Annotated in this window: 12 protein-coding genes; 9 read left to right on the top strand and 3 right to left on the bottom strand. The window is 73.4% G+C overall.

Annotated elements, in window-relative coordinates:
- Window positions 1-19: 19 nt before the first annotated feature.
- The 3 genes from ABD944_RS01845 (at window position 20) to ABD944_RS01835 (ending at window position 3,115) form a co-directional block, all read left to right on the top strand.
- The gene (locus ABD944_RS01845; RefSeq protein ID WP_345171612.1) at window positions 20-1,030 is read left to right on the top strand and encodes a pirin family protein; all 1,011 of its coding nucleotides are present in this window, start codon (window positions 20-22) and stop codon (window positions 1,028-1,030) included.
- 336 nt (window positions 1,031-1,366) lie between these two features.
- Window positions 1,367-2,551 (top strand): ATP-binding protein, encoded by a 1,185-nt coding sequence (locus tag ABD944_RS01840; RefSeq protein WP_425550299.1) that lies wholly within the window; start codon window positions 1,367-1,369, stop codon window positions 2,549-2,551.
- A gap of 327 nt (window positions 2,552-2,878) precedes the next feature.
- Window positions 2,879-3,115 (top strand): hypothetical protein, encoded by a 237-nt coding sequence (locus tag ABD944_RS01835; protein ID WP_345171607.1) that lies wholly within the window; start codon window positions 2,879-2,881, stop codon window positions 3,113-3,115.
- Between the two features lie 31 nt (window positions 3,116-3,146).
- Here ABD944_RS01835 and ABD944_RS01830 read toward each other — a convergent pair whose 3' ends face one another.
- Together ABD944_RS01830 and ABD944_RS01825 are read right to left on the bottom strand one after the other, a co-directional pair.
- The gene (locus tag ABD944_RS01830) at window positions 3,147-3,965 is read right to left on the bottom strand and encodes a MauE/DoxX family redox-associated membrane protein (RefSeq protein WP_345171605.1); all 819 of its coding nucleotides are present in this window, start codon (window positions 3,963-3,965) and stop codon (window positions 3,147-3,149) included.
- Window positions 3,959-4,915, bottom strand: coding sequence for a hypothetical protein (locus tag ABD944_RS01825; RefSeq protein ID WP_345171603.1), 957 nt, complete (start codon window positions 4,913-4,915; stop codon window positions 3,959-3,961). The genes ABD944_RS01830 and ABD944_RS01825 overlap by 7 nt, the downstream gene beginning before the upstream one ends.
- Window positions 4,916-5,169: 254 nt before the next feature.
- Here ABD944_RS01825 and ABD944_RS01820 point away from each other — a divergent pair, with 254 nt between their 5' ends.
- The 3 genes from ABD944_RS01820 (at window position 5,170) to ABD944_RS01810 (ending at window position 9,159) form a co-directional block, all read left to right on the top strand.
- Window positions 5,170-5,658, top strand: a complete 489-nt coding sequence (locus tag ABD944_RS01820; RefSeq protein ID WP_378188034.1) for a SigE family RNA polymerase sigma factor — start codon at window positions 5,170-5,172, stop codon at window positions 5,656-5,658.
- Window positions 5,659-5,740: 82 nt separating this feature from the next.
- Window positions 5,741-7,351 (top strand): long-chain fatty acid--CoA ligase, encoded by a 1,611-nt coding sequence (locus ABD944_RS01815; RefSeq protein WP_345171599.1) that lies wholly within the window; start codon window positions 5,741-5,743, stop codon window positions 7,349-7,351.
- A gap of 203 nt (window positions 7,352-7,554) precedes the next feature.
- A complete protein-coding gene (locus ABD944_RS01810) occupies window positions 7,555-9,159 on the top strand; it encodes a sigma-70 family RNA polymerase sigma factor (protein ID WP_345171597.1) in 1,605 nt (534 codons plus the stop codon).
- A 4-nt stretch (window positions 9,160-9,163) separates the two neighbouring features.
- On the opposite strand, the gene ABD944_RS01805 is transcribed toward ABD944_RS01810, so the two are convergent.
- A complete protein-coding gene (locus ABD944_RS01805; RefSeq protein ID WP_345171595.1) occupies window positions 9,164-9,934 on the bottom strand; it encodes a MerR family transcriptional regulator in 771 nt (256 codons plus the stop codon).
- 88 nt (window positions 9,935-10,022) lie between these two features.
- On the opposite strand from ABD944_RS01805, the gene ABD944_RS01800 reads away from it, so the two are divergent.
- The 3 genes from ABD944_RS01800 (at window position 10,023) to ABD944_RS01790 (ending at window position 13,889) form a co-directional block, all read left to right on the top strand.
- A complete protein-coding gene (locus ABD944_RS01800; protein ID WP_345171593.1) occupies window positions 10,023-11,015 on the top strand; it encodes an adenylate/guanylate cyclase domain-containing protein in 993 nt (330 codons plus the stop codon).
- 188 nt (window positions 11,016-11,203) lie between these two features.
- Window positions 11,204-12,766, top strand: a complete 1,563-nt coding sequence (locus ABD944_RS01795) for an N-acyl-D-amino-acid deacylase family protein (protein WP_345171590.1) — start codon at window positions 11,204-11,206, stop codon at window positions 12,764-12,766.
- Between the two features lie 70 nt (window positions 12,767-12,836).
- The gene (locus ABD944_RS01790; RefSeq protein WP_345171588.1) at window positions 12,837-13,889 is read left to right on the top strand and encodes an ABC transporter substrate-binding protein; all 1,053 of its coding nucleotides are present in this window, start codon (window positions 12,837-12,839) and stop codon (window positions 13,887-13,889) included.

Here is a 13,889-nt window from a genome sequence, read left to right as displayed (position 1 = left end):
CCGGACGAGGGAGAACCCGATGCCTGCCGTGATGGCCGACCCGCTGACCCTGCCCCGCCTGCCGCTGCTGCCCCAGGAGGGCACCGACTGGCGCCGCGTCGCGAAGGTCGTGACCGCCAAGCGCCACCTGGAGGGCGAGGGCTTCCAGGTCAGGCGCCCGTTCCCGGGCATCGACCTGTCCCTGGCCGACCCGTTCCTCCTCCTCGACCACATGGGCGCCGTCGAGTACGCGCCGGGTGAGGCGAAGGGAACCCCATGGCACCCCCACCGGGGGTTCGAGACCGTCACCTACATCATCGACGGAGCGTTCCAGCACCAGGACACCACCGGTGGCGGCGGCCTGATCTCCGACGGCGCCACGCAGTGGATGACGGCCGCGTCCGGCATCCAGCACATCGAGCAGCCGCCGCCCGAGCTGGTCGCCAAGGGCGGCCTGTTCCACGGCGTCCAGCTCTGGGTCAACCTGCCGCGCGCGCGGAAGTGGGTGCCGCCGCGCTACCAGGACATCGAGGCCCGCGACGTCAAGCTGCTCGCCGCGGACGACGGCTCGTCCCTGGTGCGCGTCATCGCCGGGTCGCTCGCCGGGTACGACGGCCCCGGCACCACCTACACGCCGATCAACTACCTGCACGCGACCGTGGCGCCCGGCGCGCGCCTGGCGCTGCCGTGGCCGCGCGACTTCAACGCGCTGGTGTACGTCCTGTCGGGGCGCGGGACGGCCGGCGTCGAGGAGGTCGCGCTGGACGAGGGGCAGCTCGCGGTCTTCGCCGGCTCGCACCACAAGGGCGACGGGGACGGACTCGTCGTCCGCGCCGCCGACGCCCAGCCGAACGCCGCCGCCGAAGGGTGGGAGATCCTCGTCCTCGGCGGTCTGCCGATCCGGGAGCCGATCGCCCGGTACGGTCCGTTCGTGATGAACACCCGCGACGAGATCGTCCAGGCGTTCGAGGACTTCCAGGCCGGGCGGATGGGCACCGTCCCCGCCGAGAAGGTGCCCCACCGGTCCGAGGCGGACGATTCCCTGGCCTGACTCCGGTCCGGCCTCCGAGCTCCCCGGCCGCGGGGGTGGTGCCCGCGGCCGGGGTCCGGCTTCCGTCGCCCCCGTCCCGCGTTCCGTGTCCCCGCGTTCCACGGGACGGGGGCGACGGCATGCGCTACTGTGTTCGAATGGTCGAACAGAAGTTCGACCGCCCTGTTCGATCGCGCTCGCCCGGGAGGCGACATGGTGGCGACCATGGCCACACGGGGGCCCGACGGCTCCGCGCGCTGCGGGCGGCGGCGTGACCACGCGACACGCCGCGGCGTTCTCTACGCAAATCTACGGCCGCAGCTATATCGCCTCATAGAGTCCGAGAGCGTGGACCCCGTGCGGAATCCCTATGCCCCCGGCGCCGGGCAGCGCCCGCCCGAGCTGGCCGGCCGCGACCGCGAGCTCCGGCAGTTCGAGGTGGTGCTCGAACGCGTGGCCCGCGGCCGCCCCGAGCGCAGCATGATCGTCACCGGGCTGCGCGGGGTGGGCAAGACCGTGCTGCTCAACGCCTTCCGGTCGCAGGCGATCCAGCGGCTGTGGGGGACGGGGAAGATCGAGGCCCGGCCCGACCAGTCGATCCGCCGCCCGGTGGCGTCCGCGCTGCACCGGGCCGTCCGGGAGCTGGCGCCCCGGCACCGCGCGCCCGACCGCATCGAGGAGTTCCTCGGCGTGCTCAAGGCGTTCGCGCAGGCGGGCCCCGAGCCGTCCGGCAAGGCCAAGGCCCGGGCGCACCGCTGGCAGCCCGGCATCGACGTGCCCGCCGCGCGCGGCCGCGCCGACTCCGGCGACCTGGAGATCGACCTCACCGAGCTGTTCGTGGACGCCGCCTCCGTCGCGACCGACGTCGGCGTCGGCATCGCCCTGTTCGTCGACGAGATGCAGGACATCCCCGCCGACGACGTGTCCGCGCTGTGCGCCGCGTGCCACGAGCTGTCGCAGGTCGGCGGACCGCTGATCGTGGTGGGCGCGGGCCTGCCGCACCTGCCGGCCGTCCTGTCGGCGAGCAAGTCCTACTCCGAGCGGCTCTTCCGGTACGCCCGCATCGACCGGCTCGACCGCGAGTCGGCCGACGTCGCGCTGCTGGCCCCCGCCGAGCGCGAGGACGTCACCTTCACCCCGGAGGCCCTCGACGCGCTGTACGGCGCGGCCGACGGCTACCCCTACTTCGTCCAGGCGTACGCCAAGGTCGTCTGGGACGTCGCCCCCGACAGCCCCATCACCGTCGACGACATCAAGGTCGCCGCGCCCGAGGCGGAGAGCGAGCTCGCCGTCGGCTTCTTCGGCAGCCGCTACGAGCGCGCCACCCCCGCCGAGCGCGACTACATGCGCGCCATGGCCATGCTCGGCGACGACCCGGTGCCCACCGCGTCGGTCGCCGACGAGCTGGGCCGCAAACCGTCCAGCCTGTCGCCCGCGCGCGACGGGCTCATCAAGAAGGGCCTCATCTACAGCGCCGAACGCGGCATGGTCGCGTTCACCGTCCCGCATTTCGGCAAGTTCCTCCGCTCCCAGCCCGCCTGACCTATCCGCCTATCCGGCTCTCTAGCGCTGACGCTAGAGAGCGGTAGAAGGCCGCATCGAGCCGGTTTGCCGGACGAATATCCGGCTCTCTAGCGACAGAGGTAGAGAGCCGTAGATTTCGCTCGTCCTTCCTCTGGCTTTCTCTAACCCTTTCTAGATCTCCCCTTATAAAGCGCTAGAGAGTTGCAGAGAGGCGATCGGGCGCCGCCCCGACGATGCGGGCGGGGCCGGTCGACCGGCCCCGCCCGCATGTTGTCGTGCCAGGTCAGCGGGGTAGGAGATCACTGGCGACCCGCGGCGGGCATCTGGGCGATGCCAGGGGAAGACATGGAAGTGCGACGCCGGCCCGACGGACACGAGACCGACGAGGAACTCTCGGGGGAGGACGACATAGCGGCCTCGATCCTCGGCTACGACGAGTCGGCGATGCGCCAGGACCAGGGCGGCCGCCCGCCGGAGATCGGGTCGGAGAACCGGTACATGGTCCGGCTGCGCGCGGCGCTGCACGCCCGCACCCGGCGCCTCCTCTACCGGCGCTCGCGCGGGGGCGCCCAGCAGTTCTGACGGCGTCCCGGCGGCCCAGGGGCCCCGGCGGCTATCCGGCGCAATCGGCGGGCGCCACCACCGCCGACCGGACGGCCCGGTCCCGCTCCGACGTCGACACCGCGAACACGATCTCCACGTCGCGCTCGCTCAGGCGTCCGGGGAAGGCCACGAACCGCCAGCAGCCCTCCCGCCACACGTCCAGCGGCACGGCGCTCCTGATCGCGTTCTCGTGCTCGGCCCACGCCGGGCTCTCGTACAGCCTCGCGTACGTCTCCGGCATCGGGCTGCGGCGCCGCTCGCACGGGACGGCGGCGCGCGGCAGCCGGTGCCGCCCGGCCAGCTCCGCCAGCTCGGGGGACAGCGCCACGAACAGCGCGACCTCGACCGCGAACATGAGCCCCACCTGCGCGGGGACGTCCCGCAGCACGTCCACGCCCGCGTGCGGCGCGCCGAGCGAGACGACGGCCGCGCAGGTGAACAGCATCGCCCGCAGCACGCTGCGCCGGTCCACCTTCTTGGCGCTGAGCGCGCCGAAACAGCCGCACCCCGCGTCGGGCCGGTGCACCCGCAGCTCCCCGACCACCCAGGTCGCGGCGGCGAACGCCACGGTCGTGGCCAGCCGCACCGACAGGTGCGAGGTCACCAGCAGCGCGAGTCCGAGCAGGCCCTCGCCGATGCCGAGCCCGACCGTCATGCCGCGGCTGCGGCGCAGTGCCGAAAGCCGCGCGAGCCTGGCCGGCACCGGGACGCCGTGCACGTGGTCGGGCGCGCCCGCCGCCCGCTCCCGGATCGTCAGCTTCGCCAGGCACGCCACCAGCAGCACCGACGCCAGCAGCAGGACCTGCGTGTTCTGGATCGCCGTCACCATGGCCCCTCCATCCCCCCCGGCGCGCCCGGCCGGACGGTCGCGTTGAAGCAGCCGGCCGTCAGGTCGCCGCCGAGCCCGGCGAAGGCGGCCGGGGTCAGCTCGACGATCCGCCCCCGCGGCGACGCGTCGCACTCCACGCACCGGTCGCAGAACCGGGCCGCCGTGCAGCCGCACTCGATCACCGGGACCGCCGCCGCCCGCCCCCCGCACTCGTTGCGCACGGTGATCTCGCTGCCGATCGACAGGTACGGCATCGGCGCGCATCCGGACGGGGCCTCCGCGCAGCCCCCGGCGTCCCCCTCGGAGTCGACCGCCGGGTAGGACGCCCCGTCCCGCCACTCCCCCTCCACGCCGCCGAACCAGGTCGCCGTCCCGCGCAGCTCCCGCGGCACCGGCGCGGCCGCCGCCGGCGCGGCGAGGTCGGCCACCCGGTATCCGGGCTGCGACGTGCCCGGGCGCACCGCCTGCGGTCCGCCGGGGGACCCCACGCAGACCACGTCGAGCAGGTAGCCGGGCTCCAGGCGCGGATGCCGGACCAGCACCGGGCCGAGGACGGACGGCGGGATGACCACGTGGGCGCGCCCGCGGTGCGGCCCCATGTCCACCTCCACGGCGCCGCGTCCGCACGCGAGGATCGTCCCGCTGACCCGGCCGATGTCGACCCAGATCCGCTCGGCGCGGCCGCCGCCCGCGCGCCGGACGACCACGGACCGGCCCGGCCGGAGCGCGGCGGGGCCCCCGCGCCCGCCGTGCCAGATCGCGGTGTCCTCGCTCATCGGGATGCGGGTCTCGGCGCCCCGCGCCGCGGCCTCGGCCACCACCAGCAGGTGCGGGCTCGCGTCCAGGAGGATCCCGCTGATCGCACGCGCGCGCCGGTCGGCCTCCGGGGCCTCGGGAGCCGCGAACAGCGCCCGGCGGTGCGCCGCCCGGCGGAGGTGGGTCGTCGGCATCGCGGCACTCCGGCATCGATCGTCGTGACGTACGGCGAGAGCTGTTAGGACAGTGAGTCAAGAGTCACGCGCCGTGACCTCGCTGTCGACGGATTTGTCGCGATAAGTCAACGGCCGGAGGAGCTTTGATCTACCTCGGTGGAAATTTATAAACTGGTTGACCCGGAAATATTGTTCCAGTAGGCCCGTAATTACGCCGCGCATGCGATCGTCGTCGTACCGGGAGTCGGTGCGGCTCCCCAGCCCCTGGTCCGGTGGTGGGTGTGAGCGCGACGCGGCACGAGGAGTTCCGCGCATACGTGGTGGAACGCGGCCCCGTCCTGCTCCGGGCCGCCACCCAGCTCACCAGCGACCGCACCGAGGCCGAGGACCTCCTCCAGGCCGCCCTCGCCAAGACCTACCTCGCCTGGGACCGCATCGAGGACCGCTCCGCCCTGGACGGCTACGTCCGCCGCGCCATGGTCAACACCCAGATCTCCTGGTGGCGCCGCCGCAAGCTGGACGTCTACCCCACCGACCAGCTCCCCGAGCGCCCGGTGGAGGACCACACCGACCGCAGCGAGATGCGCGACGCCCTGGGCCGCGCCCTCGCCCGCCTCCCCGAACGCCAGCGCCTGGCCGTGATGCTCCGCTACTACGAGGACATGTCCGAACGTGAGATCGCCGAAGTCCTGGGCGTCAGCGTCGGCACGGTCAAGTCCACCGTCTCCCGTGCCATGGCCCGCCTGCGCGAGCTGTACTAGGGGGTCGCCAGGGGAGGGGGACGCTGGCAGAATCCGGTTCTAGAGCCGCTGCGAGCGCTGGAGGCTTGCCGTGTGGAGCACGATGCAGGACTTTCCGCTGACCATTACGACGATCATGCGCTGCGGGGCCGGGGTCTTCGGGGAGGCCGAGGTCTCCACGTGGACGGGCGACGGGACGCGGCGCCGCACGTACGCGGAGGTGGGCGAGCGCGCCGCGCGGCTGGCGGGGGCGCTGCGGGGACTCGGCGTGGACGGGGACCAGCGGGTCGCCACGTTCCTGTGGAACAACACCGAGCACCTGGAGGCGTACCTGGCGGTGCCGTCGATGGGCGCCGTGCTGCACACGCTCAACCTGCGGCTGTTCCCCGACCAGCTCGTCTACATCGCGAACCACGCCGAGGACCGGGTCGTCATCGTGGACGCGTCGCTGATCCCGCTGCTCGCGCCGGTGCTGGCGCGGTTCGAGACCGTCCGGCACGTGGTGGTGGTCGGGGAGGGCGACACCGCGCCGCTGGAGGGCGCCGGCAAGGAGCTGCACGGCTACGAGGAGCTGCTCGCGGCGGCGCCGGCGACGTTCGCGTGGCCGGAGATCGACGAGCGGTCGGCCGCCGCGATGTGCTACACGAGCGGGACCACGGGCCACCCGAAGGGCGTCGTCTACTCGCACCGGTCGGCGTACCTGCACTCGATGTCGACGTGCACGGGGAACGCGATGGGGCTGAGCGCGTCCGACGTGGTCCTGCCGGTGGTGCCGATGTTCCACGCGAACGCCTGGGGGCTGCCCTACGCGGCGGTGATGGCGGGCGCGCCGCTGGTCATGCCGGACCGGTTCCTGCAGGCGGAGCCGCTCGTCCGGCTCATCGAGGCCGAGCGGCCGACGGTCGCGGGCGCGGTGCCGACCATCTGGTCGGACGTGCTGCGGTACGCGAAGGAGCACGGGTCGGACCTGACCTCCCTGCGGCTCGTGCCGTGCGGCGGGTCGGCGGTGCCGGAGTCGCTGATGCGGGGGTTCGAGGAGATCGGCGTCCGGATCGTGCAGGCGTGGGGGATGACGGAGACCTCGCCGGTCGCGTCGGTCGCGCACCCGCCGCCCGGGGCGGCGGGCGAGGACGCGTGGCGGGCGCGGGTGAGCCAGGGGCGCGTCCTCGCGGGGCTGGAGATGCGGATCGTGGGGGACGGCGACGCGGTGCTGCCCAGCGACGGGGAGGCCGTGGGGGAGGTCGAGATCCGCGGTCCGTGGATCACCGGCGCCTACCACCTGGACGAGGACCCCGGCAGGTTCCACGACGGCTGGCTGCGCACCGGGGACGTCGGGACGCTGTCGCCGGACGGGTACCTCGTCCTCACCGACCGGGCGAAGGACGTCATCAAGTCGGGAGGGGAGTGGATCTCGTCGGTGGAGCTGGAGAATCACCTCATGGCCCACCCGGACGTCGTGGAGGCGGCCGTGGTGGGCGTGCCCGACGACCGCTGGCAGGAGCGCCCGCTCGCGTCCGTCGTCGTGCGGGACGGGGCCGCGGTCACGCCGGCGGAACTGCGCGAGTTCCTCGCCGGCCGGGTCGCCGGATGGCAGGTTCCCGAGCGCTGGGCTTTCATCACCGAGGTCCCGAAGACCAGCGTGGGCAAGTTCGATAAAAAAGTGCTTCGGCGGCGCTACGCGGACGGTGATCTGGAGGTGCGCCGCGCTGATTGACACCGCATTGATTACTGGATTCTGACGCCGAGTCACAGATCGGGTGGTCACTCAGAGACGCGGCCAATCACCCGGGGTCACGTTGGCGGTGATTTCAGTCGATCAAGTGGTGCGGGCGGGGTTCGGGGGTGTATGCAAGGTGGGCCGAATGTCCGGATGGCCCCCATGGGGGCAACTTCCACACTCCGCTGCCGGGAGCGTGAATGCCCAGGTTGTCGACCTCCGCCCCCACAGCCGACCGCAAGCTCATCAAGGGACTGAACGAGGGTGACGAGGCGGCCCTGGCCGCGCTCTACGACGAGTACGGTGAGCGCCTTTACGATTACGCGCTGTCCATGTCGGGGGACGGGAAAGCGGCCGCCGACATCGTCCACGACGCTTTCATCGACGCCTGCCGCCGCGCTCCGCGAATGCGCGACCACCTGTATCTGAGTTCCTGGCTGTACGGCGCGGCGCGGCGCCGCTGCATCCGCCGCGGCCGCCCCAGGGTGCTGTTCTGGGACCGGGACGGCGAGTTCTCCGACGCGCCGTTCCTGGACCGTGCCGAGGCCGGCGACCCGGCGCCGGCCCGGCCGCGCTCGGACGAGCTGCACGACCTTCTGCGCGCGTGCCTGTCCCGGCTGGAGCCCGTCGACCAGGAGGTGATGCTCCTGACGGACCGGCACGGCCTGCGCCCGGCCCGCCTCGGGGCGACGCTCGGCCTGTCGGCGCGGCGGGCCGCCGCGCGGGTGCGCAGGGCGCGCGCCGAGCTCGACGCCGCCCTGCGGCGGGAGATCGACCGCGCGGGACGGGAGTGCGCGGCCGCCGCGGGCGCGGCCGAGGAGTCCCGGTCCGCGGCGATCCCCGTCCTGGCGGCGCGGGCGCCGGACCGCCGGGAGGAGGCCCCTCCGCCGGAGCCGGTCCGGGGGCCGTGGTGGCGGTTCCGCCGTCGCGGCGAGATCTCCCCGGTCGATCCCGCGACCGCGTCGCACGCCGCCGGCTGCGAGGACTGCCGTGCCCGGTCCCGGGTGACCGCGGCCGAACTGCTGGGGCGGGCGCCCGCGCCGGTGCTGCCCGCGGCGCTGCGGCACCGCGTCATGCACACCGCGACGGACCCCGAGCTGGCGGGCTACCGCGCCGACATCGCGGCGCGCGGCGGGACGCTGACACCGTCCGGCCTGCCGAGCCAGCCGGACGTGCCGTCGCCGTTCACGCGCCGGTGGCTGTTCACCGGGGGCGGCATGGTGGGCGCGCTGGTCGCGGCCCTCGCCGCCGCGCTCGTGATGGGCCCCGGGATCGGCGGGGGGACGCTGTCGTGGCCGCCGTTCCGCACGCATCCGGCACCGTCGATCACGCACGAGAGGCCGGAGGGCCAGGGGCACGGCGGGAAGGCGCCGCAGGGGCCCGGCGGGGGCGCGCAGGTCCGCCCCGGCCAGCCGCCGCCCGAACCGCAGACCCACGAGAAGAGCCAGGAGAGCCCGGAGGGTCCGCGGCCGACGCCGCAGCACCCGGCGCCGCCGTCCCCGTCGCCCGCGCCGCCGGGCGTCCTCGTGGTGAACCCCGCCAAGGTCGAGATGTACGGGACGAAGACCGCCCAGGTCAGCCTCGCGGCGAAGAGCGGCCCGGTGTCGTGGACGGCGATGACGTCCTCGAACCAGCTGATCCTGTCGCAGATGCAGGGCGGCATGCCCGAGGACGGCACGACGCGTCTGACGGTCACGCTGCGGACGGCGCTCATCGGCCTGCCGGGGCAGGGCACGCTGACCTTCACCGACTCCGAGGGCGCGCCGCACGAGGTGAAGGTCGTCTGGGGCGCGACGCTGCTGTAGCGGCTCAGCCGCCGGGGGCGGGGCGCTCCCCGAGATGGCTTCTGATCATTTCGAGGTGGTCGCCGAGCGCCGCCTGGACGCGGGCCTCCATGGCCCGGGCGATGAACGGGTCGACGACCATCTTCACCAGCGGGCGCATCCGGCGGACGACGGCGGCGACCTCGCCCACCTCGTCGCCGTCCGGGACGGGCTGGCGCTCCAGCCGGGAGAACACGTGCTCCTGGACGAGGTTCACGAACCGACCGGCGATCACATCGCAGTCGGCGCGGATCTGCCCGGCGATGTCCAGGACGGACTCCAGCGGGATGCCGGCGGCGACGAGTTCGGCGCCGACGTGCAGCAGCCGCGGGCTCGGCACCCGGTACTTGTCCCCGTCCGGTTCGATCAGGCCGAGCTCGACCGTCCGCTCCAGGGTGCGGGCGACCTGGTCGTCGTCCAGGCCGGAGCCGAACTTCGCCACGAGCTCCTCGTAGGTGGCGGTGCCGGGGATCTCGTCCGACCACGGGTCGGTGAGGACCTTCTCCAGCCCGAGCACCTCGGCGACGTCCTTGCCGGTCTCCCAGGCGCCGATCAGGTCCTTGATGATCGCGAAGGTGTAGCCCCGGGCCAGCAGCTTGCCGATCAGCCGCAGCCGCGCCAGGTGCGTGTCGTCGTACATGCCGACGCGGCCTTCGAGGCGGGGCGGCGGCAGCAGGCCGCGGTCCTGGTAGGCGCGGATGTTGCGCACCGTGCTGCCCGCCAGCCGCGCCAGCTCGTCGATTCGGTACTCGGCCATGCCCCGTCCGCCGGCTCGTGTCGTCTGACCGCCGTGATCTTACCCGTACCTCATTGTTACATCGATCGATGGCACATAGGGTTGCCGCATGGCGGACGACATCGAGGAGACCCTCCTCGGCGGCCCCCTGCGCTACACGCGCAGGGAGGTCGAGGCCCGGGCGGGCGTCTCGGACGACTTCGCGCGGCGCATCTGGCAGGCGCTCGGCTTCCCCGTCCCGCCGGACGACGAGGTCGCCTTCACCGACGGCGACGTGGCCGCGCTCGTCGAGATCCGCGAGGTGCTGTCCCACGAGCTGGTGGACGAGGAGACGGTGCTCCAGCTCGTCCGCGCGGTCGGCCAGACGATGGGGCGGCTGGCCAGCTGGCTCGGCGACGTGTGGCTCCAACGCCTGGGCGCGCTGCCGTCCGACGAGCCGGTGACGTCCGACCTGGTCACCGCGGCCCTGGTCGCCACCGAGGAGCTGCGGCCCTCGTTCGAGCGGCTGCTGCTGCACGGCTGGCGCCGCCAGCTCACCGCCGCCGGGATGCGCGCCGCCGCGTCCACCGCCGCCGCGCGGGCCGACCCCGCCGCGGGCGTCGCGCTCCTCGCGGTCGGGTTCGCCGACGTCGTGTCGTTCACCCGGCTGAGCCGCAGCCTCGACGGCGACGCCCTGGCCGGCTTCGTCGAGCGCTTCGAGTGGGACGTCACGCACATCGTCGCCGAGTGCGGGGGCCGCGTGGTCAAGACGCTCGGCGACGAGGTCCTGTTCGTCGCGCCCGCCGCCGGTCCCGCCGCGGAGATCGGGCTGCGCGTCGCGGAGCGGTTCAACGAGGACCCCGACTTCCCCAAGGTCCGCGTCGGTCTCGCCTACGGCGAGGTCATCCAGCGGCTGGGCGACGTGTTCGGCACGCCCGTCAACATGGCCGCGCGCCTGACGTCCACCGCCTACCCGGGGACGGTCCTGGCCGACGCCGCCCTGGTCTCGGCGCTGCCGTCCGGGCCCTGCGAAGCCTCCGGTCTGCGTCCGCGCCCGCTGCAGGGCCTGGGCCGCGTGCGGCCGTTCCTGCTGCGCCGGCCCAAGGCGAGCCGCTCGACCTAGGCGGCCCACGCTCCCCCCTTGACCGGCGCCGAACCCTCCGGCGTCGGGTAACGTCGCAGGTCAACGGGTGGTTGTGCAATGCAAAATCATGTGTTGCAAATCTGGTGCCGCGCTTGGTGCGCCCCATAACCTCCACGACTACCGGCACTGAAGCCCGGTTACGTGCTCGTTGGGGTGAATGAGGTCCAATGTACGATCTGCTGGTTCGCGGGGGGACGGTGCTGGACGGCACCGGGGCCCCGGGGCGCCGCGCGGACGTGGCCGTCACCGCGGGCCGGATCGCCGCGGTCGGCGTCCTCGACGGCGCGCGGGCGTCGGCCGAGATCGACGCGACCGGCCGGTACGTCATGCCGGGCTTCATCGACACCCACGTCCACGGCGACGCGGCCGTGTTCGACCCCGAGGTGCAGCTCGCCGCGCTGCGGCAGGGCGTCACCACGTTCGTCCTCGGCCAGGACGGCGTCTCCTACGCGCCGGCCGGCGCCGAGACGCTCCGCTACGTGAGCCGCTACTTCGCGCCGGTCAACGGCACGCACCCCGGTCTGGACGGCGGACCGGTGACCGTCGCGGAACTGCTCGCCTCCTACGACCGGCGCACCCCGCTCAACACCGTCTATCTGCTGCCGCACGGCACGATCCGGCACGGCGTCATGGGGACCGCCCGGCGGGCTCCGGAGCCCGGCGAGCTGGCGGCCATGCGGGCCCGGGTCGAGCGCGGGCTCTCCGAAGGCGCGGCCGGGCTGTCCACCGGGCTGGAGTACGTGCCCGGGGCCTACGCCGCCACCGCCGAGATCGCCGCGCTGTGCGCGCCGGTCGGCGCGGCCGGGCTCCCCTACGTCACGCACATGCGCGGGTACGAGTCCGCCGCCGGCGCGGCGATGGCGGAGGTGCTGGAGATCGCGCGGGCCGGACGCGTCGCCCCGCACGTCTCGCACTACCACGGCCCCGGCGACGAGCTGGTCGGGCTCGTGGACGGCGCCCGCGCCGAGGGCATCGACCTGACCTTCGACAACTACCCCTACCTGCGGGGGTCCAGCACGCTGACGCTCGTCACGCTGCCGGACTGGCTCCCCATCGCCGACCTGGACGCCACGCTCGACGCGCTCGCCGACCCGTCCGTCCGGGAGAGGCTGGAGCGCGACTGGTTCGCGCACCGGCCCGAGGTGTGGCCCCGCATCACGCTCTCGCACGTCCCCGCCGACGCGTTCCGGTGGGCGGAGGGCATGAGCCTGCCGGACGCGGCCGAGCGGGCCGGTTCGGGCCCCGGGGCGTTCTGCTGCGACCTGCTCGTCGCGACCCGGCTGGAGGCCGGATGCGTGTTCGGGCAGCCGCCGACCAACAGCGAGGAGTCGGTGCGGGCGCTGCTGCGGCACCCCGCCCAGACCACCGGATCGGACGCCATCTACCAGGGCGGGCACCCGCACCCGCGCGGGTGGGGCGCCTTCGCCCGGCTGCTCGGCCGGCACGTCCGCGAGCTCGGCGACTGGACGTGGGAGCAGGCCGCCGTGCACCTGGCCGGACGGGCCGCCGACCGGTTCCGGCTCGCCGACCGGGGCCGCGTCGAGACCGGGCGCGCCGCCGACATCGCCGTGGTCGACCCGTCCGCCGTCACCGACCTCGCCACCTACGAAAGACCCAGGGTGCCCGCCGAGGGCGTCGAGCACGTCGTGGTCAACGGCGTCCCCGTCCTGTCCGGAGGCGTCCTCGCCGAGACCGCGAGACCGCCGGGGCGGGCCCTCACTCCCGCCTGATCTGCCAGAGCCACCCCCCGCCCAGTTCGCCGAGGCCCGTCCGGGCCCGGACCTTCACAAGGAGTCCCTCATGATCGGTAGGTTCACGCGCGCCGCCGTGGCCGTCACGGCGCTGGGCACGCTGGCCGCCACCGCCGCGTGCGGCGTCGATTCCGGCGACGGCGGGTCGTCCGCCTCCGCCGGGAAGTCCAAGGCCCTCAAGGTGGGCTGGTCCACGATCTACCTGACCCCGTCGTGGATGCAGCAGACCGACAAGATGCTGAAGGACGACGTCGCCCAGCTGAAGAAGGACGGCAAGGTCGCCGACTACCAGGTCTTCAACGCCAACGGCGACACCTCCCAGCAGATCGCCCAGATCCGGGCGATGATCCAGCAGAAGTACGACGTGATCCTCGTGGACGCCGGGTCGTCCACCGCGCTGAACCCGGCGCTGGAGCAGGCCGCGAACGCCGGTATCACGGTCGCCAACTTCGACAGCCTGGTCACCTCCGACAAGGTCGTGCGCGTCGGCACGGACCAGAAGGAGTGGGGCCGGATGATGGGCCGGTGGCTCGGCGAGAAGCTGGGCGGCAAGGGCAAGATCATCGCGTTCAACGGCCCGGCCGGGGTCGCGGTCAGCGAGGAGCGCTGGCAGGGCGCCCAGGAGGGCCTCAAGCAGTACCCGGGCGTCAAGGTCGTCTCCAACGTGCACAGCGAGTACAACCTCGCGCCGGCCGCGCAGGCGTTCGCCTCCGCCTACTCCGCCAACCCCGACATCGACGGCGTGTTCTCGCAGGGCGGCGCCCTGTCGGCCGCCGCGCTCCAGACCCTCGTCAAGCAGAAGAAGAAGCTCGTCCCGATCACCGGCGAGAACTACAACGGGTTCCTCAAGCTCTGGAAGGACAACAAGGCCGGCGGGTTCTCCTCGCTGTCCACCGCCCAGCCGAACTACCTCGGCGTGATCGCGCTGCGCGCGGCGGTCGCCAAGGCCGGCGGCGCGACGGTGCCGAACCAGATCACGGTCCCGCTGCCCAAGATCACGGACGAGAACCTGGACGAGTACGTCAAGGCCGACCAGCCCGACGACTCCTACCCGATCCAGACGCTGCCGCAGTCCGAGATCGACAAGCTGATCGGCAAGTAG

Origin of the sequence: Actinomadura verrucosospora, from assembly GCF_039540335.1 — a bacterium.
Lineage (GTDB): Bacteria > Actinomycetota > Actinomycetes > Streptosporangiales > Streptosporangiaceae > Spirillospora > Spirillospora verrucosospora.
This window is presented reverse-complemented; position numbering and strand designations above follow the sequence as displayed.

Coding starts and splice junctions, on each gene's coding strand:
- ABD944_RS01845 (WP_345171612.1), top strand. CDS start 20: ATGCCTGCCGTGATGGCCGACCCGCTGACCCTGCCCCGCCTGCCGCTG.
- ABD944_RS01835 (WP_345171607.1), top strand. CDS start 2,879: ATGGAAGTGCGACGCCGGCCCGACGGACACGAGACCGACGAGGAACTC.
- ABD944_RS01830 (WP_345171605.1), bottom strand. CDS start 3,965: ATGGTGACGGCGATCCAGAACACGCAGGTCCTGCTGCTGGCGTCGGTG.
- ABD944_RS01825 (WP_345171603.1), bottom strand. CDS start 4,915: ATGCCGACGACCCACCTCCGCCGGGCGGCGCACCGCCGGGCGCTGTTC.
- ABD944_RS01815 (WP_345171599.1), top strand. CDS start 5,741: ATGCAGGACTTTCCGCTGACCATTACGACGATCATGCGCTGCGGGGCC.
- ABD944_RS01810 (WP_345171597.1), top strand. CDS start 7,555: ATGCCCAGGTTGTCGACCTCCGCCCCCACAGCCGACCGCAAGCTCATC.
- ABD944_RS01805 (WP_345171595.1), bottom strand. CDS start 9,934: ATGGCCGAGTACCGAATCGACGAGCTGGCGCGGCTGGCGGGCAGCACG.
- ABD944_RS01800 (WP_345171593.1), top strand. CDS start 10,023: ATGGCGGACGACATCGAGGAGACCCTCCTCGGCGGCCCCCTGCGCTAC.
- ABD944_RS01795 (WP_345171590.1), top strand. CDS start 11,204: ATGTACGATCTGCTGGTTCGCGGGGGGACGGTGCTGGACGGCACCGGG.
- ABD944_RS01790 (WP_345171588.1), top strand. CDS start 12,837: ATGATCGGTAGGTTCACGCGCGCCGCCGTGGCCGTCACGGCGCTGGGC.